The sequence below is a fragment of the Kitasatospora sp. NPDC001603 genome, assembly GCF_040298365.1.
In the GTDB taxonomy this organism is placed as follows: Bacteria; Actinomycetota; Actinomycetes; order Streptomycetales; family Streptomycetaceae; genus Kitasatospora.
Genome location: NZ_JBEPAA010000060.1, coordinates 1 through 19,426, shown reverse-complemented (window position 1 = coordinate 19,426; position 19,426 = coordinate 1). Strand labels below are relative to the sequence as shown.

Here is a 19,426-nt window from a genome sequence, read left to right as displayed (position 1 = left end):
CCACCCGTTCCACCCGTTCGGAGAGCGTCAGCCTATGCGACCACCGCGCGGTGCCCGCCGCCCCGTCAGGTCTTCCGGGCCCGGCTCGGCTGCACCCGGCTCGGCTCGCCGGGGGCCTTCGGATGGTCGGGCGGGTACGGCAGCTCGCCCAGCCCCTCGTCCCGCAGCTGGCGCTCGTACAGCTCCAGCAGCCCGTCCAGCCGGTACGCCTTGTCGTCCATCTCCGCCTGGAGGTCGCCGAGTTCGGCGAACCGCGGTGGCACCGTCCGCAGGTCGAAGTCCTCCGGTGCGGCGTCGTCCAGCTCCTCCCAGCGCAGCGGCGTCGAGGCGGTCGCCCGGGGGCGGGCGCGCAGCGAGTAGGCGGAGGCGATGGTCCGGTCCCGGGCCATCTGGTTGTAGTCCACGAAGATCCGCTCGCCGCGCTCCTCCTTCCACCACGCGGTGGTCACCCGGCCCGGCATCCGCTGCCCCAGCACCCGGCCGAGCGCGATCACGGCGTGCCGGCCGTCGGTGAACGTCCACCGCGGCTCCAGCGGCACGTACACGTGTACCCCGCGTCCGCCGGAGGTCTTCGGCCAGCCGCGCAGTCCGTGCTCCTCCAGCACGGCGCGGAGTTCGTGGGCGGCCAGGGCGGCGTCGTGGAAGTCGGTGCCCGGCTGCGGGTCGAGGTCGATCCGCAGCTCGTCGATGTGGTCGGTGTCGGTGCGCCGCACCGGCCACGGGTGGAAGGTCAGACAGCCCAGGTTGGCGGCCCAGAGCACGGCGGCCGGCTCGGTGGGGCAGATCTCGTCGGCGGACCGCCCGCTCGGGAAGCTGATCCGGGCCGTCGGCAGCCACTCCGGGAGGCCCTTCGGCGCCCGCTTCTGGTAGAAGAACTCGCCCGTGACGCCGTCCGGGAACCGCTGCAGCGTGGTCGGCCGGTCCCGCAGCCCGCGCAGCACCCCGTCCGCGACGGCCAGGTAGTACTGCGCGACGTCCAGCTTGGTGAAGCCGCGCTCGGGGTAGTACACCTTGTCCGGATTCGACAGCCGTACGCTGCGCCCGGCGACATCCAGTTCCACGGCTGCGCCCATGCCTCTCACGCTAGACGCGCTCCGCCCGGCGCGCGCCCCGGAACGGTTGGCGCGAGGATCGGAGCCATGGACCTGCCCGTGATGCCGCCGGTGGCGCCGATGCTCGCCAAGTCGGTCGCCAAGATCCCGCCGGGAATGCAGTACGAGGCCAAGTGGGACGGCTTCCGCACCGTCGTCTTCCGCGACGGTGACGAGGTCGAGCTCGGCAGCCGCACCGGAAAGACGCTCACCCGGTACTTCCCCGAACTGGTGGAGGCCCTGAAGCGGGAGCTGCCGCCGCGCTGCGTGCTGGACGGCGAGGTGGTGATCGCCCGGGACGGCCGGCTGCGGTTCGAGGAGCTGCTGGAGCGGATCCATCCGGCGGCCAGCCGGGTGCGGCTGCTGGCCGAGCGCACCCCCGCCTCCTTCGTCGCCTTCGACCTGCTCGCGCTCGGCGACGCCTCGCTGCTCGACGAGCCGCTCTCGGTGCGCCGCCCGGCCCTGGAGGCGGCGCTCGGCGGGGCGGCCGACCCGGTCTTCACCGCCCCCGCGTCCACCGACCGCGAGCTGGCGCAGAGCTGGTTCGCCGAGTTCGAGGGGGCCGGACTGGACGGCGTGGTGGCCAAGCCGCTGGACCAGCCCTACCGGCCGGGGGAGCGGACCATGTTCAAGATCAAGCACGAGCGCACCGCCGACTGCGTGGTGGCCGGCTACCGCGAGCACAAGAGCGGACCGGTGGTCGGCTCGCTGCTGCTCGGCATCAACGACGCCGAGGGCCGCCTGCAGCACGTCGGCGTCTGCGCCGCCTTCTCGATGGCCCGCCGACGTGAACTCGTCGAGGAACTGGCGCCGTTGCGGATGACGGACGTCTCCGCCCACCCGTGGGGCGGCTGGGCGGACGAGGCCGCCCACGCCGATGCCCGGCTGCCCGGCGCGGTCAGCCGCTGGACCGGCGGCAAGGACCTCTCCTGGGTGGCGCTGCGCCCCGAGCGGGTGGTCGAGGTGGCCTACGACCACATGGAGGGCACCCGGTTCCGGCACACCGCCCAGTTCCGCCGCTGGCGCCCGGACCGCACCCCGGAGAGCTGCACCTACGCGCAGCTGGAGGAGCCGGTCTCCTACGACCTGGCCCGGGTCCTGGGGAGCTGACCGGCCGACGGGCCCGCCGGCCGGTCGGCTCCCCGGGGCACCGGGGGGACCGCTCAGGTCACCGAGGCGGACGGCGACGAGCTCGCCGTCGCGGGCGGGAACGAGTAGACGTTCCCCGGCGAGACGATCTCGGTGATCGCCTTGGCGAAGAGCGTCGACGGCTCCTCGCCCTGGGACGAGATGTCCGTGTTCAGCAGCACCGCCAGGGTGGCCTGCGCCGACGGCAGGTAGACCACGGCGCTCTGGTAGCCGGGCAGCGAGCCGTTGTGCCCGACCCAGCCGTGGTTGACGAACAGCCCGAGCCCGTAGCCGACGTCCGGCAGCGGGGTGGGCGGCGTCACCAGCCGCTCGGCCTGGGTGGCCGGCTTGAGCAGCGTGCCGGTGGCCAGCACCTTCGCCCACTTCTGCATGTCGGCCAGGTCGGAGATGACCGCGCCCGCCGCCCAGGCCCAGGACGGGTTCCAGTCGGTGGCGTCCGCGATCGAGCCGTCCGGCGTCTGGTCGGTGTACCCGCGGGCGTGCGGCTGGGGGAACGCCGCGTCGGTCGGGAAGACCGTCCGGCCCAGCCCGGCGGGGTCGAACACCTGCTGCTTCAGGAAGACGTCGAGCGGCTGCCCGCTCAGCTTCTCCACCACCAGGCCGATCAGCACGGTGTTGGTGTTGCTGTACTCGAAGGCGCTGCCCGGGGCGAAGTCCGCGGGGTGGTCGAAGGCGTAGGAGAGCAGCTGCTGCGGGGTGAAGACGCGGTTCGGGTCGTTGACCACGGCCTGCTGGAAGTCCGGGTCCGCGCTGTAGTTGAAGAGGCCGCTGCGCATGTCGGCGAGCTGGCGCAGGGTGATCGTGTCCCCGCCGGGCACGCCCGCGATGTACGTGCCGACCGGGTCGTCCAGCCCGGCCTTGCCCTGGTCGACCAGCCGGAGCAGCCCGGTGACGGTGAAGGTCTTGGTCTCGCTGCCGATCCGCATGTTCAGCCCGGTGACCATCGGCGTACCGGCGACCTTGTCGGAGACGCCGAAGGCCTTGAGGTAGCTGCCGTCGGGCGTGGTCAGAGCGACCATCACCCCGGGGACGGAGGCCTCGCTCAGCACCTTCTGCACCGCCGAGTCCAGCCGGGCGGTGACGTCCGGGGTGAGCGCGGCCACGGTGCCGCCGGCCGTCGGCGAGGAGCCGGACGCGCTCGGCGAGCCCGAAGCGGAACCCGAGGCGGAGCCCGAGGCGGAGGACGGGCCGGAGGACGGACCCGACGACGGGCCGGACGGGCTCGCCGAGGGGCTGAGCGCGGCGGGGACGGCCGTGACCGCGCCGGCGGGCGGGGGGTCGGACGCCGTCCGGCCGGAGCAACCCGCGGCGGTCAGCAGACCGGTCAGGGCCAGGACCGCGGTGGCCGCCCGCACGGAGCGGCGGGGGAGCGGGGCGAGCGGCCGTCGTGTCTTCGTCATGATCGGAGCGCCTCTCTGGGCCGAACGGCCCCGGAGCGGCGCTCCACGGGGCCATGGGGGGAGCGATCGCCACCGTATGCGCGCCACGACCGGCCCGCGCGCGGGCCGCCGCCGCACTGGCCCGAACGGCCCCACCCCCAAGCACCCCGGAACCGCCGGCGCGCCGAACCAGTCGAACCCCCAGTCACCCGGCCCGGTTCACGCCCGGCCGGGCCGCCGCGCCCGTGCCGAGCGCCCCCAGCGCTCCGCCGAACGGGTGGCCACCGGCACGCCGCGCCGGTCGGCGGGCCCGGCTCGGGCACGATCGTTTAGCCCAGCTGTGGCGCCCCTTAAGAATTCCTCGATGGACCGCACCCCCTCCCACCAGGCAGATTGCTCCATGTTCGGTGCGAGGAGGCAGGAGCAGCCACCCCGCCGGGCCCCGTCGGCCTGCCCACACCAGGCCGCCCCACCATGCGTCAGGAGCCGCCGCAGTGAAGGCACTCGTCAAGCAGAAGGCAGAGCCCGGACTCTGGCTGATGGACGTCCCGAAGCCTGCCATCGGCCCCGGCGAGGTGCTGATCAAGGTACTGCGCACCGGGATCTGCGGCACCGACCTGCACATCCGCAAGTGGGACGGCTGGGCCCAGCAGACCATCCGGACCCCGCTCGTCCTCGGCCACGAGTTCGTCGGCGAGGTGGCCGAGATCGGCGCGGCCGTCGCGGACATCTCGGTCGGCGACCTGGTCAGCGGCGAGGGCCACCTGGTCTGCGGCAAGTGCCGCAACTGTCTGGCCGGCCGCCGTCACCTCTGCCGCAACACCGTCGGCCTCGGGGTCGGCCGGGACGGCGCCTTCGCCGAGTTCGTCGCGCTGCCCGCCTCCAACGTCTGGGTGCACCGGGTTCCGGTGGACCTCGACGTCGCGGCGATCTTCGACCCCTTCGGCAACGCCGTGCACACCGCGCTCTCCTTCCCGCTGGTCGGCGAGGACGTGCTGATCACCGGTGCCGGTCCGATCGGCATCATGGCCGCCGCCGTCGCCAAGCACGCCGGTGCGCGCAACGTGATGATCACCGACGTCTCGCCGTACCGCCTCGACCTGGCCCGCGAGGTCGGTGTCACGCTGGCCCTGAACGTGGCCGAGCACACCATCGAGGAGGGCCAGCAGAAGCTCGGCCTGCGCGAGGGCTTCGACGTCGGCCTGGAGATGTCCGGCCGCCCCGAGGCGATGCAGTCGATGATCGCCAACATGACCCACGGCGGGAAGATCGCCATGCTCGGCCTGCCCGCCGAGCAGTTCCCGGTCGACTGGGCCTCGGTCGTCACCTCGATGATCACCATCAAGGGCATCTACGGCCGCGAGATGTTCGAGACCTGGTACGCGATGTCCGTCCTGCTGGAGGGCGGGCTCGACCTCAGCCCCGTGATCACCGGCCGCTACGCCGCCGCCGACTTCGAGGCCGCCTTCGACGAGGCCGCGAGCGGCCGCTGCGGCAAGATCATCCTCGACTGGACCGTCTGAGACCGTCTGACCCCCTCTAGGGAGACACCGTGTTCGACAACGTGCGCGACGACCTGGCCGCCACCCTCGACGAGATCCGCGAGGCCGGCCTGTTCAAGCCGGAGCGGGTGATCGGCACCCCGCAGAGCGCCGCCGTCACCGTCACCGCCGGCGGGCAGCCCGGCGAGGTACTGAACTTCTGCGCCAACAACTACCTCGGCCTCGCCGACCACCCCGAGGTGCTCACCGCCGCCAAGGACGCCCTGGACCGCTGGGGCTACGGGATGGCCTCGGTCCGGTTCATCTGCGGCACCCAGGACGTCCACAAGGAGCTGGAGGACCGCCTCTCCGGGTTCCTCGGCCAGGAGGACACGATCCTCTACTCCTCCTGCTTCGACGCCAACGGCGGCGTCTTCGAGACCCTGCTCGACGAGCGCGACGCCGTCATCTCCGACGCGCTGAACCACGCGAGCATCATCGACGGCATCCGCCTCTGCAAGGCCCGCCGGCTGCGCTACGCCAACCGCGACCTGGCCGACCTGGAGCAGCAGCTCAAGGAGGCCCAGGGCGCCCGCCGCCGGCTGGTCGTCACCGACGGCGTCTTCTCGATGGACGGCTACGTCGCCCCGCTGCGCGAGATCTGCGACCTGGCCGAGCGCTACGACGCCATGGTCATGGTCGACGACTCGCACGCGGTCGGCTTCGTCGGCCCGAACGGGCGCGGCACCCCCGAGCTGCACGGCGTGACGGACCGCGTCGACATCATCACCGGCACCCTCGGCAAGGCCCTCGGCGGCGCCTCCGGCGGCTACGTCGCGGCGCGCCGCGAGATCGTCGCCCTGCTGCGCCAGCGCTCGCGGCCGTACCTGTTCTCCAACTCGCTCGCCCCGGTGATCGCCGCCGCCTCGCTGAAGGTGCTCGACCTGGTCGAGCGCTCGACCGAGCTGCGCGAGAAGCTGGCCGCCAACACGGCGCTGTTCCGCTCGCGGATGACCGAGGCCGGCTTCGAGATCCTGCCCGGCGACCACCCGATCGCCCCGGTCATGATCGGCGACGCGGCCGAGGCCGGCCGGCTCGCCGAGCTGCTGCTGGAGCGCGGCGTGTACGTGATCGGCTTCTCCTTCCCGGTCGTGCCGCACGGCGCGGCCCGGATCCGGGTGCAGCTGTCCGCCGCGCACTCCACCGAGGACGTCGAGCGCGTGGTGGCGGCCTTCGTCGACGCCCGCGCCGCCCTGGGGGAGTAGCCCCCGGCCGGGGCACCTCCCGGGACCGCCCGTGGCCCGTCCGCCCGGAACCGGACGCGCCACGGGCACCCCCGGGCCGCCGTGCGGCGCACCACGTCCGCTCGGCACCCCGCCGCCGCACGGTGCGCCGCGGCGCACCACCAGAGACCAACTGCCCCACCCTCCCGCCCGGGAGTGGGACGTCGGCCCGGCCGACGCCCCACTCCCGTTCGCGGTTTCGGCGGACCCGCCCGCCCACGGCGCCGCCCGCTGTTCCCCCCGCTGCGCCGCCGGACGTCCCCCCCGGTGGCTCCGGCACCCCGCGGCACGCTGGCAGAATTGGCGTGTGATCGACGCACGACGGCTGCGGACCCTGCGGGCCGTGGCGGACCACCGCACGGTGACCGCCGCGGCGGCCGCCCTCTACCTCACCCCCTCGGCGGTGTCCCAGCAGCTGGCCGCGCTGGAGCAGGAGACCGGCCACCACCTGCTCGCCCGCGAGGGCCGGGGGGTGCGGCTCACCGCCGCCGGGGAGATCCTGCTCGGCCACGCCGACGCCGTCCTCGCCCAGCTGGAACGGGCCGAGGCCGATCTCGCCGCCTACAGCGCCGGTGTGGCCGGTGAGGTCACCGTGGCCTCCTTCGCCACCGGGATCTCCCTGGTGCTGGCGCCCGCCATCGGGACCCTCGCCGCCCGGGCGCCCGGCGTCCGCCTCAAGGTGCTGGACGCGGAGGGCGACGCCAGCCTGCCGATGGTCCTGGAGGGGCGGGCCGACCTGGCGGTGGCCGTCGAGTACCGGGGGGCGCCGCGGGCCGACGACGCCCGGCTCACCCGGGTGCCGCTGTACGCCGAACCGTTCGAGGCGGTGCTGCCGCTCGGCCATCCGCTGGCCGCCGGGGAGGGGCCGATCGCCGTGGCCGACCTGGCCGCCGAGCCGTGGATCGGGCCCTACCCGGGCAATCCGTGCCACGACGTGGTGCTGCTGGCCTGCGAGCACGCCGGGTTCCAGCCGCGTCTGGTGCACTCCTCGGACGACTTCCGCGCCGTCGTTGCGCTGGCCTCGGCCGGTGCGGGGGTGGCGCTGGTGCCCCGGTCCGCCCTGCTCGGGGTGGATCTCGGACGGGTCGCGGTGCGGCCGGTGGACAGCGCGCTCGCCACCCGCCGGGTCTTCGCCGCCGTCCGGGCCGGCGCCGACGGCCACCCGTTGATCCGCCCGGTGCTGGAGGCCCTCACGGAGGTGGCCGCCGCCACCGGCTGACCGCGCCCGGGGCGGCGGCCCCGGAAACCACCGGGACCCCGCCTCCCCCGGTGGGCCGGGGGAGGCGGGGTCCCGGGTGGGACTCAGATGCTGAGCAGACCGATGACGTGCCCGTCGTCGTCCACGACCGGCCAGGTGTCCAGACCGCGGGCGCGCATGGTGGCCGTCGCGGTGGCGGCCGGCATCCCGGCGGTGGCGAACGGCGCGCGGTCGTGCTTCACCGCCCGCACCGGGGTGCGCTCGGTGTACCAGGAGCGGGCCCGGAACGGCGCGAGGTGCAGACGGGTCAGCAGCCCGGCGCAGCGGCCCTCCTCGTCGCGGACCAGGGCGTGCGGGGCGCCGGAGCTGAGCAGGATGTCCAGCGCGGTGTCGACCATGACGTCGTCACTGATCTGCAGCTCGGGTCGGGTCATCACGTCCCCGACCGTGGTCAGGGCGTCGGCGGCGAAGTCGGCGGGGTGTTCGAGGGCCATGGTCATGGGGCTCCTTCGGGTCGGTCCACCGGTGACGGCGGCGATCAGGGAGGTGCTCGACGGTGCTGCCGCGGTTGGGCCCGGCCCGCGGGTGTCCGGCCGGATCCGGCCGGTCCCGCCGACGCGCGGCGGGACCGACCGGACGCGGGGCCTACGCGGCCAGGTCGACGCGCCGCGGCCCGCCACGGCGGGCGCCGCCGGTGCCGCCGCCCTGGCCGCGGCCGCCGGTGCCGCCGCCCTGCTGGCCGCGGCCGGCCGAGGTGGGGCGGCTGCGGCGGTTGCGACCGCCCGAGGCGCTGCGCCGGGGCCGCTCGACCACGGGGTCGGCGATCACCACGGGCACGCCGGTGGGCACGCGGGCGCCGGTGATGCGGGCCAGCTCGTCATCGGTGGAGTGGACCCGGGTGGACTCGGGGGTGATGCCGGCGGTGGCCATCATCCGGGCCGTCTCGCGGCGCTGGTTGGGCAGGACGAGCGTCACGACGGTGCCGGACTCGCCCGCCCGGGCGGTGCGGCCGCCGCGGTGCAGGTAGTCCTTGTGGTCGGTCGGCGGGTCCAGGTTGACGACCAGGTCGAGGCCGTCGACGTGGATGCCGCGGGCCGCGACGTTGGTCGCGATCAGCGCGGTGACCTGGCCGTTGCGGAACTGCTGGAGGGTGCGGGTGCGCTGGGGCTGGGACTTCCCGCCGTGCAGCGCGGCCGCCTTCACCCCGCTGGCGAGCAGCTCGTCCACCAGCCGGTCGGCGCCGTGCTTGGTGTCGGTGAACATGATCACGCCGCCCTCGCGCGAGGCGATGTGGGCGATCGTGGCGTTCTTGTCGCCGTTCTGCACGTGCAGGACGTGGTGCTCCATGGTGCTGACCGCGGCGGCGGACGGGTCCACCGAGTGGGTGACCGGGTCCTTGAGGAACCGGCGCACCAGGCGGTCGACGTTGCGGTCGAGGGTGGCGGAGAACAGCATCGTCTGGCTGTCGGCCTCGACCTGGTCGAGCAGCTCGATGACCTGCGGCAGGAAGCCCATGTCGGCCATCTGGTCGGCCTCGTCGAGGACGGTGATCCCGACGCTGTCGAGCCGGCAGGCGCCGCGCTGGATCAGGTCCTTGAGGCGGCCGGGAGTGGCCACGACGACCTCCGCCCCCCGGCCCAGGATCTGGGCCTGGCGGCCGATCGAGACCCCGCCGACCACGGTGGCGAGCCGCAGCCGCACCGAGTGGGCGTAGGGGGTGAGCGCCTCGGTGACCTGCTGCGCGAGCTCACGGGTGGGCACCAGGACGAGAGCCAGCGGCCGGCCCGGCTCGGCCTGCCGGCCGGCGATGCGGGCCAGCAGCGCGAGGCCGAAGGCGATGGTCTTGCCGGAGCCGGTCCGGCCGCGGCCGAGGACGTCCCGGCCCGCCAGCGAGTTCGGCAGCGTCGCGGCCTGGATCGGGAACGGCGAGGTGACGCCCTGGCGGGTGAGCACCGTCAGCAGGGCCTTCGGCATGTCGAGCTGGTCGAAGGTCTCGACGGCCGGCAGGGCCGGGGTGGTGCTGACCGGCATCGCGAACTCGCCCTGCACGGAGGAGCTCTGGCGCCGCCTCGGACCGCCGCCCGAGCGGGAGCCGTACGAGGAGCCACCACCACCGGAACGCGAGCCGTAGGAGCCGCCGCCACCACCCGAGCGGGAGCCGTACGAGGAACCGCCCCCGCCGGAACGGGAGCCGTAGGAGCCGCCGCCGGAGCGGGACTCGGAATTCTGGTACGAGGAGCGACTGGAGCGATTCATCAGGAGACCTTCCTCAAGGTGGCACGTCACGAGGAAGGCTCCGCGCCCACGGGTAATCCGGGCGGAGGCTGCAAGGAACGGGCCGGAACTGGCGGAGCGTGGACGGTGAAACCGTGCGGCACGTCACCTACGGTCGGCGCTCACCGCGCGGGCGGGAGCGAAGAACCTCGAACCGTGAATCATCACGGCGGGGCGCCGACCCGGACGCGGCGCGGAGCAGCTCGCGTGGGGAAGGCCGCCGGTGGCGGAGCCGGGAATGAAGCCCGGGCAGCGGTGGGTCCTGCGAAAAGCCGAGGGGCCCGCACCAGGCATGAACGCGGTGCGGGCCCCTCGCTGCCGGGCGGGTGCCGTGGCAGAAACTACAGCGGACGAATGTTCTCGGCCTGCGGGCCCTTCTGGCCCTGCGTGACGTCGAACTCGACCTTCTGGCCCTCGAGCAGCTCACGGAAGCCGTTGGCGTTGATGTTCGAGTAGTGGGCGAAGACGTCGGGGCCGCCACCCTCCTGCTCGATGAAGCCGAAGCCCTTTTCCGCGTTGAACCACTTCACAGTGCCATTAGCCATAAAGAAATCTCCTTCAAGGGGCTGTCCGGAGCTCGCACGGTGCGTGCTCCGAGATGCCGCGATGATGACCCACCCGGGGAAGAGCCGGGAAACAAAAATGCGCCTGCGAGACCTCAGCAGGCCCACACAAAGTTCATGGGAACCACTACTGCAACTCATTCGACTCTAGCAGGCCGGGGGTCTCCGTGGTGGAGCGATTCACCCCCGGCGGCTCCGCGGCCCCGCCCGGGGCCGGCTGTCGCGGCGGCGGAAGCAGCGCCAACCGGTCGGCCGCCCGGCGGAGTTGGCGTCCCGGTGCGCGGGGTCGGCCGGGCCTGCGAATCGCTCGAAAGAGCGGCGGGCACAGGTGCGCTGACCGCCCCCGCCGACGCGGTTCGCGCCGGCGGCAGACCGTCCGCGCCCGCGAAATTCCGTCGGCGCGGTGGTGAACCGCACCATACGGATTCCGGTTATGTGCGAATTCGAGACCTTCCGGAGGGCCCGCTGGGGCGAGTTCCGGCGCATACTGGGGGAGATGACGAAATCAGCAGCAGTCCGGCGTACTCTGCCCACCAGCCCCTTCAAGGCCCGGGTCGAAGCTCCTCTCAAACGGTTCGCCGTCGGCGACAGGGTCACCCACGACACGTACGGCCTCGGCCGGGCCATCGCCGTCGAGGGTGGCGGTGACATCGCGGTACTGGTCGACTTCGGTTCACGGCAGGAACGGATCACCCAGCCGTACACCGCCATGTTCAAGCTCTGATCCGCGGTTCGACCTCCACCCGGGGCGCCCCGGGGCCGTGCGGCCCCGGGGGCGCGGTGCTGTCCCGCCGCACCGGCCCGGCACCCGTGCCGCCGTGGAGTTCCGGCGGCCGGCCCGTCCGTCTGCCCTAGCGGCGCCGGGCACTCCCTCCATGCTCCGGCCGGGCTGTCTCTGCCGCGCCGGTCTCCCCTCCGGCGCGGCCGGTCACAGCCCTGTCCGCGCCCGGGTCAGCCGCCAGACCTTGTCCACCCCGGTCTGCGCGGGCGCCAGGCGCTCGGCGGGCCGGCAGAGGTGCTCGGCGAAGCCGAGGCGCGCCGGTACGGCGCCGCTCGCCCGGTTGGCCGGGTCGTGGACGATTTCGACGTGGTCGACGCCGGGCAGCAGGAACGCCTCGTCGACCAGGGCCCGGACGGCTCTGGTGGCCAGACCGCGGCCGGTGGCGGCGGGGTGCAGCCAGTAGCCGATCTCCAGGCCGTCGTCCGGCAGGCCCTCGCGGCGGAACAGCTGGCAGGCGCCGACGATGCCCCGCTCCGTCACCATCGCGTAGGTGAACGCGGCGCCGCTCTCCCACTGCTCGGCGCGGCCGGCCAGGAAGGCACGGGTGGCGTCGGGGCTGTGCGTGGCGACCCAGGGCATCCACGGGCGGAGGTGCTCCAGGGACTCCTCGATGACCCGGAAGAGCTCGGGAAGGTCCGCCTCGCCGTCGAAGCGGCGGAGCGTGAGGTCGTCCAGCGTGATCGACTCGGGCGGAGTGGTCATGCCGAGAGCCTCGCCCACGAGCCGTCCCGGTCACAACCGGATTCTCCCGTCGGGGGAGGCCCGGAGCGGGGCGGAGTAAGGCCGACTCGCGGACGACCATGCGCACGCCCAGCACGTTCCGGGTGGCGGGCACCTGGTCGGGCTCGTTCACCGACCGGTCGACCGGGACGGCGAGTTCCTCCCCGCCCGGCAGGGCCGGATGGCCGTGGTCGGCCTCGGGTGGCCCGGCATGATCGTCTTCTCCGTGGTCAGCGGACTGGCCCTCGGCCGCTCCACGGCCGTCGACACCGCGCCGGTCACCCCGGTGCTGCCCAAGACGGACGACGCCCGGGACATGGGCGGGCTCGACATCGTCAACGCCTGGCCGCGGATCCTGGCGCCCTTCGTCGCCTCCGTCGTGCCCGGCCCCGGCGGCCGCACCCCGCTGTTCCTGCTCGGCGCGGCCCTCGCCGGGCTCGGCGCCCTCGCGCCGAAGCGGGTCCGCGGTGTTCGCTGAGTACGCCGGCACCTCCCGGCACACCCACGACGTTCACCCGACCGAGTAAGTCCGCCCACCCGAGCGTTCCCAGAAAGGTTTCCATCTCGTGAAGTTGCACACCCAGGAGTGGGGTTCCGGCGACCGCGTCGCCCTGCTGGTGCACGGCATCATGTCCGACCACCGCACCTGGCGGCGGGTCGGCCCGGCCCTGGCCGCGCGCGGGTACCGCGTCATCGCCGTCGACCAGCGCGGCCACGGCCGGAGCCCGCGCGGTACCGGCGGGAGCCCGCAGGAGCGGTACGCCCTGGAGGCCTACGCCGAGGACCTCGTCGAGACCCTGCCGGCCGGCGCGGAGCTGGCCGTCGGCCACTCGCTCGGCGGCATCAGCCTGCTGGGCGCGGTCGAGCGGCTGAAGCCGGCCCGCGCCGTGTACGTCGACCCGGCCTGGCAGTTCGGCCGGATCGAGGGCGCCGACCCGCGGATGTTCGTGGAGTTCCGGCACGCCACCCGGGAGCAGATCGCCGGGTTCAACCCCCGCTGGGAGGCCGCCGACGTGGACGTCGAACTCGCCACCCTCGCGGCCTGGGACGAGGAGTCCGCACTCGCCCTGTCCGGCCAGGAGTGCGGTCTGCCGGCCGCACCGGCCGTGCCCTCGCTGGTGCTCCTGGCCGACCGGAGCTTCCTGGTGAGCGCCGGGGACGCCGAACTGCTGCGCGCCCGGGGCTTCGAGGTGCGCACCGTGCCCGGCGCCGGCCACACCGTCCACCGGGACGATCACGACGGTTTCCTGGCCGCGCTCGACGGCTGGATCTGAACCATGACGAGGCCGAGGAGTTCGCCGTGACGAAGGCGCCAGGCGCGAGGCCGCCGTCGAGGCCGCCCTCGCGCGACTGGACCTCACCGCCGAGGCCGCCCTGCTGAGCGGGGCCGACCTGTGGTCGCCGCCCGCCGGCGAGGCGATCGGCCTCGGCCGGCTGCCCGCCCGGGTGAGCACCCCGCTGCGGGCGGTGCGGACCCGGGACACCGCCGTGCGCGCCTGGGCGGCTCACCCCGGCGGGTCCACCGTCACGGCCGGCCGCTGCATGGCGGACCGCCCGCTGACGCGCGCGCTCGACATCGACTGAGCGGGGGACGGTGGGGCCCCGGCCACCGGTCGGGGCCCCACCGCGCCGGCACCGCCGCACGCGTCCGCCGGGTGCGCCGGGCCACCCCGCCGGCCGCCGGGGGAGCGGCGAGTAGGGTGGGCCGGGCCGATGATCGTCCGGACCACTGGAGCACCGATGAGCCTGACCTCCGCCCCCGACGCTCTCCTCCCCGTCGGGGTAATCGGGCTCGGTGACATCGCCCAGAAGGCCTACCTCCCGGTCCTCGGCACGCTGCCCGGCCTCGACCTGCGCCTGATGACCCGGGACCGGGCCAAGCTGGACCGGATCGGCGAGGCCCACCGGATCGCGCCCGAGCACCGGTTCACTGACCTCGGCGCGCTGATCGGCAGCGGCATCCGGGCCGCCTTCGTGCACGCCGCCACCGACCAGCACGTCCCGATCGTCGAGCAGCTGCTGACGGCCGGGGTCGACGTCTACGTGGACAAGCCGCTCGACCAGACCCTGGACGGGTCCCGCCGGCTGGTCGACCTCGCCGACCGCACGGGCCGCTCGCTGATGGTCGGTTTCAACCGCCGCTACGCGCCCGGGTACGTGCAGGCGAAGGAGCGGCCGCGCGACCTGATCGTCCTGCAGAAGAACCGCGAGGGCCTGCCCGAGGCGCCCCGCTCGATGGTCTTCGACGACTTCATCCACGTGGTGGACCTGCTGCGCTTCCTGGCGCCCGGGGAGATCGAGCAGGTCGACGTCCGCTCCCGGGTGCGCGACGGCCTCGTCGAGCACGTCGTCCTCACCCTCTCCGGTGAGGGCTTCACCGCCCTGGGCATCATGAACCGCGTCTCCGGCTCCACCGAGGAGATCCTCCAGGTGTCCGGCGGGGACTCCAAGCGCGAGGTCCACAACCTCGCCGACGTGATCGACCACCGCGGCCAGCCCACGATCCGCCGTCGCGGCGACTGGGTCCCGGTGGCCCGCCAGCGCGGCATCGAGCAGGTCGTCCTCGCCTTCCTCGACGCCGTCCGGACCGGGAAGACGATCGACGCCCACGACGCCCTGCGCACCCATGAGCTGTGCGAGCTGATCGTCGGTCGCCTGGAGGGAACGGCGACGTCCGCCACCCGGTAGGAGTCGCCCCGCCCCGGCCCCGGCTGGTGGGCCTGCGGCCGCGATCCGGGCCGCGAGGTGACAATGGGGCATGCCCTCCAGCCCCCACCCGACGGATCCGCGGCGGGTGACGCCGGACCGGGCCGCGGTGAGCGGCGAGCACTGGTGGCCGGTGGTGCTGGCGGTCGCGGTCGTCGCGATGCTCCACGTGACGCTGCCGGCCCGCTACCGGGTCGACCCCGCCTGGGTGCTGCCGGTCGCCGTGGGCTCGTTGCTGGCGGTGCTGATCATCGGCGACCCGGGCCGGATCGACCGGCAGAAGGCCTGGCTCCGGGTCGTCACCCAGCTGCTGATCGGCGCCATCACGGTGGCCAACGTGTTCGCGGGCGTCCATCTGGTGGTGGACATCCTGACCGACAACAAGCTGTTCGCGAACAACGCCGTCGGGCTGCTGGCGACCGGCGGCGTGGTCTGGGTGACGAACGTGGTGGCCTTCGCGCTCTGGTACTGGAGCCTGGACCGCGGCGGCGCCGCCGCCCGCGCCCACCGGCCCTTCGCGAACCCGGCGTTCGTGTTCCCCGAGATGCAGTACCCGGACCACGCGCCGGCCGCCTGGGTGCCGCGGTTCGCCGACTACCTGACGCTCTCCTTCTGGACCGCCACGGCCTTCAGCCCCACCGACGTCTCGGCGGTCAGACGGTGGGCCAAGCTGCTGATGATGGCGCAGGCGGCGACCTCCCTCGCGCTGGGCGCCCTGGTCGTCGCCCGGGCGATCAACATCCTGCAGTGAACGCGCTGTGAGCACGGTGCGACGGCACTGTTTCGGCCCGGCGTCGGCGTCCGGCGATTCGGGATTGCCCCTGGTCCCGGGCCGCTCGAGCGGTACTGTGGACCTTCACGGTTGCCGGACGCGAAACGGACGGGCGATGCACGCACGCCAACTGCGGGGCGGGCGGGTGGTCTTCGGACACCCGCTGCGGCCGCGCGCGGCGTTCCGCCCGCAGGCCGGAGCCCACGCGGCCGCCGGCACCCGGACCGTCGGCATCCGGCCCGGTGGCGCCCGGCTGGTGCGGCGCCGCTGGATCGACGGGGTCGGCTCCCCGACCGGCCTCTGTCGCCCGTAACCGCCCGTAACCGCCCGTCGTCACGCGTGCCCGGTGCCCCGGTGCCCCGGTGCGCCCGGCAGCCCCGCTCCGCCGTGGCCCGTGCCTGCCGGCGGCCGCCCGAGGTCCTGCCCCCCGGCCGGCGACGCCCCGGGCCGACGCGACCGAGAAGACCGAGATCGAGGAACGGCTCCCGCATGCCCCAGTACCCCGTGCTCATCCCCGACGACGCCCCGGACACCGCCGAGCGGCGCCACCCCCTGGACAACCCCGCCCGCGCCGCCCTGCTCGGCCCGCACGCCCACCTGGCCGAGCGAAGCGGTGAGGTGCTGCGCTACCCGGCCGACGTGTCGCCGTTCGTCGCCCTCCCCGACCGGCCCGACCGGGAGACCTGGCGGGACGTCGCGGCGCTGTACGGCCCGGGCGCCGTCGTCGCCGCCACCGGCTCCCCGGACGCCGTACCGGCCGACTGGGAGATCCTGCTGCGCGGCCGGGGCGTCCAGCTGGTGGACGACGGCGTCCGGGCCCGGCCCGACGAGGAGGCCGTCCGGCTGGGCCCCGCCGACGTACCGGAGATGCTGGCGCTGGTGGAGCACGCCCGGCCCGGCCCGTTCCTGCCCCGGACCATCGAACTCGGCGGCTACCTGGGCATCCGCCGCGGCGGCGCGCTGGTCGCGATGGCGGGGGAGCGCCTGCGCCCGCCGGGCTGGACCGAGATCAGCGCCGTCTGCACGGCCGAGTCCCACCGGGGCCGGGGGCTCGGCTCCCGGCTGGTCCGGGCGGTCGCGGCCGGGATCCGTGAGCGGGGCGACACGCCGTTCCTGCACACCTCCGCCGAGAACACCACCGCGATCCGGCTCTACGAGTCGCTGGGGTTCCGGCTGCGCCGGCACGTCACCTTCCTGGGCCTGCGGACGCCCGGCGGGGGCCCGGGCGCGTGACGAAGCCCCGGCGCCCCGCCTCCGCACCGAGACCACCCGCCGAGCCGCACCGTTCCACCCTTCCGAGGAGTCCGAGGAGTTCGATGTGAGTCAGAACGCGCACTACGCCAGCCCCGCCGACACCGCCGTCCACGGCGAGTACCGGATCACCAGGGCTCCCGGCGACGAGCGCCCGCTGTACCGCTTCACCGGGCGGATCACCGCCGACGGGAGCAGCGGCTTCGCCGCCGAGCCCGGCCGCTACCACATCTACGCCGGCTGGTTCTGCCCCTGGGCGCAGCGCACCACCATCCAGCGCGCGCTCAACGGGCTGGAGGACGTCGTCTCGGTCTCCTACGTCGACGGCCGCCGTGACGGCCGCGGCTGGGCCTTCCGGGAGACCTACGGGCCGGACCCGGTGAACGGGTTCACCCTGCTGCGCGACGCGTACGAGCGGACCGAGCCCGGTTTCGACGGGCACATCTCGGTGCCGACGCTCTGGGACCGCCGGACCGGCCGGGTGGTCAGCAACGACTTCCGGACCATAGGCATCGACCTGGCGACCCAGTTCGGCCGGTGGAGCAACGGCGCCGACACCTATCCGGAGGACCTCCGGGCCGAGATCGACGCGCTGGACGCCCGGCTGGGTCCGGCCGTGAACCACGGCGCGGGCGCGGCGGCCGGCACCGGGGACGCCGCGCTCGCGGCCCGCACCCTGCTGCTGGAGACCTTCGCGGAGCTGGACGCCCGGCTGGCCACCAGCCGCTACCTGCTGGGCGACCGGCTGACCGAGGCCGATGTGCGGCTCTGGGTGACGCTGGTGCGCTACGACGTCGGGCCCAACCACGCGCGCGCGGTGAACCCCGGTCTGGCCGCGTACCCGCACCTGTGGGCCTACGCCCGCGATCTCTACCAGCGGAAGCCGTTCACCGGCACCACGGACTTCGCCGCCTTCACCGAGCCGGGCGCGAGCGTCCCGGACTGGCACGCCCCGGTGGAGCGTCCGCTCCCCGCCTGAGTCCGGCGGCCCGGGGCCGCGGACCCGAACGGCCGGTGCACCGGGAACCATCCCCGGTGCACCGGCCGTTCCGTCTGTGGTGGGCGCCGCTGACCAGGGCGCCGACCGGTCGCCCGGGCGCGGCGGCGGCGCCCTGACGGGCCGTCGGTCGACCTCCGGACGTCCGCCCGGTAGCGGTACGTGGATATGACATGTACGCTGCGTATCGCTGGTTGTACAGCATGCGGGCCTGGCCGCCGCTCCGTGGGGGGAGTCACGTCCAGGCCCGGTCGCCGGCCGGGGCCTCGGTTGCGCTCGTGGGGGAGCTTCAACCGGGGCCCTTCGGCGGGCTACTGACGGTATGCCCGCTCGGGGCCTGGTTCAGTCATGTCAAATTCGCCGGCGCCGCCCCGATGCCGGGGCGCGGCCGACCGGACGGCCTCCGGCCCGCTCCGCACCGCCCCCGCGCCGTCCTCCATGCCGCCCGCAGGGGTGACCGCCCGGCTGCTCCGAACGGCCGTCCCGGCTTGCGCTCCGTCCGGGTGCTCGCCCGGCCCTGCGGACCGGCGGGCCGCCGCAACCGCTGCTATGACTGGTTTGAGCCTTTTTGTCCGGCTCCCAGTTCCGAGGAGGCATCCTCATGGGTGCTGCAGCAACGAGCGCCACCGACGCTGACGTGGTGCACATTCTCTGGATCAACGCGGGCCTGAGCTGCGACGGTGACTCGGTCTCCCTGACCGCGGCCATGCAGCCGAGCATCGAGGAGATCGTCACCGGCGCGCTGCCGGGCCTGCCGAAGATCGCCGTCCACTGGCCGCTGATCGACTTCGAGTGCGGGCCGGTCCAGGGCGCGGACAACTTCGTGGAGTGGTTCTTCAAGGCGGACCGCGGGGAACTCGACCCGTTCGTCCTGGTCGTCGAGGGATCCATCCCGAACGAGAGCATCAAGGAGGAGGGCTACTGGTGCGGTTTCGGCGACGATCCGCGGACCGGTCAGCCGATCACCACCAGTGAGTGGCTGGACCGGCTCGCGCCCAAGGCCACGGCGGTCGTCGCGATCGGCACCTGCGCCACCTACGGCGGCATCCACGCCATGGCCGGCAACCCGACCGGTGCCATGGGCGTCCCCGACTACCTGGGCTGGGACTGGAAGTCCAAGGCCGGCCTGCCCATCGTCTGCGTGCCGGGCTGCCCCATCCAGCCCGACAACTTCTCCGAGACCCTGACCTACCTGCTCTACCAGCTGGCCGGCTCCGCGCCGATGATCCCGCTGGACGACAAGCTGCGCCCGACCTGGCTGTTCGGCGCCACCGTGCACGAGGGCTGCGACCGCGGCGGCTACTACGAGCAGGGCCAGTTCGCCACCGAGTACGGCACCCCGGAGTGCCTGGTGCGGCTGGGCTGTTGGGGCCCGGTCGTCAAGTGCAACGTCACCAAGCGCGGCTGGATCAACGGCATCGGCGGCTGTCCCAACGTGGGCGGCATCTGCATCGCCTGCACGATGCCCGGCTTCCCGGACAAGTTCATGCCCTTCATGGACCCGCCGCCGGGCTCGCACATCTCGGCCAACGCCAGCTCCGCGTACGGCGCGGTGATCCGGCGACTGCGCTCGATCACCATGAAGACCCTCGACAAGGAACCGAAGTGGCGCCACCCGGGGCGCACGCTGACGACCGGTTACCGCACACCGCGGTGACCCAGGCGGGGGGGGGCCCCCCCCCGCGGCGGGCCCCCCCCCCCCCCCGCGCCCCCCCCGGCCCCACCCCCCCCCCCCAAACACAGCCCCCCCCCCCAAAACCACCCCCCCGCGCCCCCGCCGG

20 protein-coding genes are annotated in these 19,426 nt (G+C 74.1%); 14 read left to right on the top strand and 6 right to left on the bottom strand.

Features of this window, described 5'->3' with window-relative positions; all coding sequences use genetic code 11:
• Positions 1–65: 65 nt before the first annotated feature.
• Positions 66–1,073, bottom strand: a complete 1,008-nt coding sequence (ligD, locus tag ABT263_RS29175) for a non-homologous end-joining DNA ligase (protein ID WP_352294843.1) — start codon at positions 1,071–1,073, stop codon at positions 66–68.
• A 66-nt stretch (positions 1,074–1,139) separates the two neighbouring features.
• Here ligD and ABT263_RS29170 point away from each other — a divergent pair, with 66 nt between their 5' ends.
• Positions 1,140–2,201 carry an ATP-dependent DNA ligase gene (locus ABT263_RS29170; protein ID WP_352294842.1) on the top strand — a complete coding sequence of 354 codons (1,062 nt, stop codon included), beginning with the start codon at positions 1,140–1,142 and terminating at the stop codon, positions 2,199–2,201.
• Between the two features lie 53 nt (positions 2,202–2,254).
• Here ABT263_RS29170 and ABT263_RS29165 read toward each other — a convergent pair whose 3' ends face one another.
• The gene (locus tag ABT263_RS29165) at positions 2,255–3,640 is read right to left on the bottom strand and encodes a serine hydrolase domain-containing protein (RefSeq protein ID WP_352294840.1); all 1,386 of its coding nucleotides are present in this window, start codon (positions 3,638–3,640) and stop codon (positions 2,255–2,257) included.
• Positions 3,641–4,113: 473 nt separating this feature from the next.
• Here ABT263_RS29165 and tdh point away from each other — a divergent pair, with 473 nt between their 5' ends.
• The 3 genes from tdh to ABT263_RS29150 all read left to right on the top strand — a co-directional run bounded on the left by tdh (position 4,114) and on the right by ABT263_RS29150 (position 7,602).
• The gene (gene tdh / locus ABT263_RS29160; RefSeq protein WP_329486201.1) at positions 4,114–5,142 is read left to right on the top strand and encodes an L-threonine 3-dehydrogenase; all 1,029 of its coding nucleotides are present in this window, start codon (positions 4,114–4,116) and stop codon (positions 5,140–5,142) included.
• A gap of 29 nt (positions 5,143–5,171) precedes the next feature.
• On the top strand, positions 5,172–6,365 hold the full coding sequence (locus ABT263_RS29155) for a glycine C-acetyltransferase (RefSeq protein WP_329486200.1): 1,194 nt from the start codon (positions 5,172–5,174) through the stop codon (positions 6,363–6,365).
• A gap of 325 nt (positions 6,366–6,690) precedes the next feature.
• Entirely contained in the window at positions 6,691–7,602 is a 912-nt protein-coding gene (locus tag ABT263_RS29150; protein ID WP_329486199.1) for a LysR family transcriptional regulator, read from the top strand.
• An 83-nt stretch (positions 7,603–7,685) separates the two neighbouring features.
• On the opposite strand, the gene ABT263_RS29145 is transcribed toward ABT263_RS29150, so the two are convergent.
• From ABT263_RS29145 to ABT263_RS29135, 3 genes are all read right to left on the bottom strand, one after another.
• The gene (locus ABT263_RS29145) at positions 7,686–8,081 is read right to left on the bottom strand and encodes a CBS domain-containing protein (RefSeq protein ID WP_329486198.1); all 396 of its coding nucleotides are present in this window, start codon (positions 8,079–8,081) and stop codon (positions 7,686–7,688) included.
• 145 nt (positions 8,082–8,226) lie between these two features.
• Positions 8,227–9,837 carry a DEAD/DEAH box helicase gene (locus ABT263_RS29140; RefSeq protein WP_352294838.1) on the bottom strand — a complete coding sequence of 537 codons (1,611 nt, stop codon included), beginning with the start codon at positions 9,835–9,837 and terminating at the stop codon, positions 8,227–8,229.
• A gap of 359 nt (positions 9,838–10,196) precedes the next feature.
• Positions 10,197–10,400, bottom strand: coding sequence for a cold-shock protein (locus tag ABT263_RS29135; protein ID WP_030918248.1), 204 nt, complete (start codon positions 10,398–10,400; stop codon positions 10,197–10,199).
• Positions 10,401–10,914: 514 nt separating this feature from the next.
• On the opposite strand from ABT263_RS29135, the gene ABT263_RS29130 reads away from it, so the two are divergent.
• Positions 10,915–11,142 carry a hypothetical protein gene (locus ABT263_RS29130; RefSeq protein ID WP_329486196.1) on the top strand — a complete coding sequence of 76 codons (228 nt, stop codon included), beginning with the start codon at positions 10,915–10,917 and terminating at the stop codon, positions 11,140–11,142.
• 204 nt (positions 11,143–11,346) lie between these two features.
• On the opposite strand, the gene ABT263_RS29125 is transcribed toward ABT263_RS29130, so the two are convergent.
• The gene (locus ABT263_RS29125; protein ID WP_352294836.1) at positions 11,347–11,901 is read right to left on the bottom strand and encodes a GNAT family N-acetyltransferase; all 555 of its coding nucleotides are present in this window, start codon (positions 11,899–11,901) and stop codon (positions 11,347–11,349) included.
• A gap of 229 nt (positions 11,902–12,130) precedes the next feature.
• On the opposite strand from ABT263_RS29125, the gene ABT263_RS29120 reads away from it, so the two are divergent.
• The 9 genes from ABT263_RS29120 (at position 12,131) to ABT263_RS29080 (ending at position 19,302) form a co-directional block, all read left to right on the top strand.
• Positions 12,131–12,397, top strand: a complete 267-nt coding sequence (locus tag ABT263_RS29120; RefSeq protein WP_352294834.1) for a hypothetical protein — start codon at positions 12,131–12,133, stop codon at positions 12,395–12,397.
• Between the two features lie 88 nt (positions 12,398–12,485).
• Positions 12,486–13,193 carry an alpha/beta fold hydrolase gene (locus ABT263_RS29115; RefSeq protein WP_352294832.1) on the top strand — a complete coding sequence of 236 codons (708 nt, stop codon included), beginning with the start codon at positions 12,486–12,488 and terminating at the stop codon, positions 13,191–13,193.
• Between the two features lie 172 nt (positions 13,194–13,365).
• The gene (locus ABT263_RS29110; protein WP_352294830.1) at positions 13,366–13,503 is read left to right on the top strand and encodes a hypothetical protein; all 138 of its coding nucleotides are present in this window, start codon (positions 13,366–13,368) and stop codon (positions 13,501–13,503) included.
• 156 nt (positions 13,504–13,659) lie between these two features.
• A complete protein-coding gene (locus tag ABT263_RS29105; protein ID WP_352294828.1) occupies positions 13,660–14,607 on the top strand; it encodes a Gfo/Idh/MocA family protein in 948 nt (315 codons plus the stop codon).
• A gap of 70 nt (positions 14,608–14,677) precedes the next feature.
• Complete coding sequence (locus tag ABT263_RS29100; protein WP_352294826.1) at positions 14,678–15,376, top strand: hypothetical protein; 699 nt, start codon at positions 14,678–14,680, stop codon at positions 15,374–15,376.
• 136 nt (positions 15,377–15,512) lie between these two features.
• Complete coding sequence (locus tag ABT263_RS29095; RefSeq protein ID WP_352294825.1) at positions 15,513–15,710, top strand: hypothetical protein; 198 nt, start codon at positions 15,513–15,515, stop codon at positions 15,708–15,710.
• 176 nt (positions 15,711–15,886) lie between these two features.
• On the top strand, positions 15,887–16,630 hold the full coding sequence (locus tag ABT263_RS29090) for a GNAT family N-acetyltransferase (RefSeq protein WP_329486186.1): 744 nt from the start codon (positions 15,887–15,889) through the stop codon (positions 16,628–16,630).
• An 85-nt stretch (positions 16,631–16,715) separates the two neighbouring features.
• Positions 16,716–17,627: a glutathione S-transferase C-terminal domain-containing protein gene (locus ABT263_RS29085; RefSeq protein ID WP_352294823.1), complete on the top strand. Its 912-nt coding sequence runs from the start codon at positions 16,716–16,718 to the stop codon at positions 17,625–17,627.
• Between the two features lie 619 nt (positions 17,628–18,246).
• Complete coding sequence (locus tag ABT263_RS29080) at positions 18,247–19,302, top strand: NADH-quinone oxidoreductase subunit B family protein (RefSeq protein ID WP_352294821.1); 1,056 nt, start codon at positions 18,247–18,249, stop codon at positions 19,300–19,302.
• The last annotated feature ends 124 nt before the right edge of the window (positions 19,303–19,426 follow it).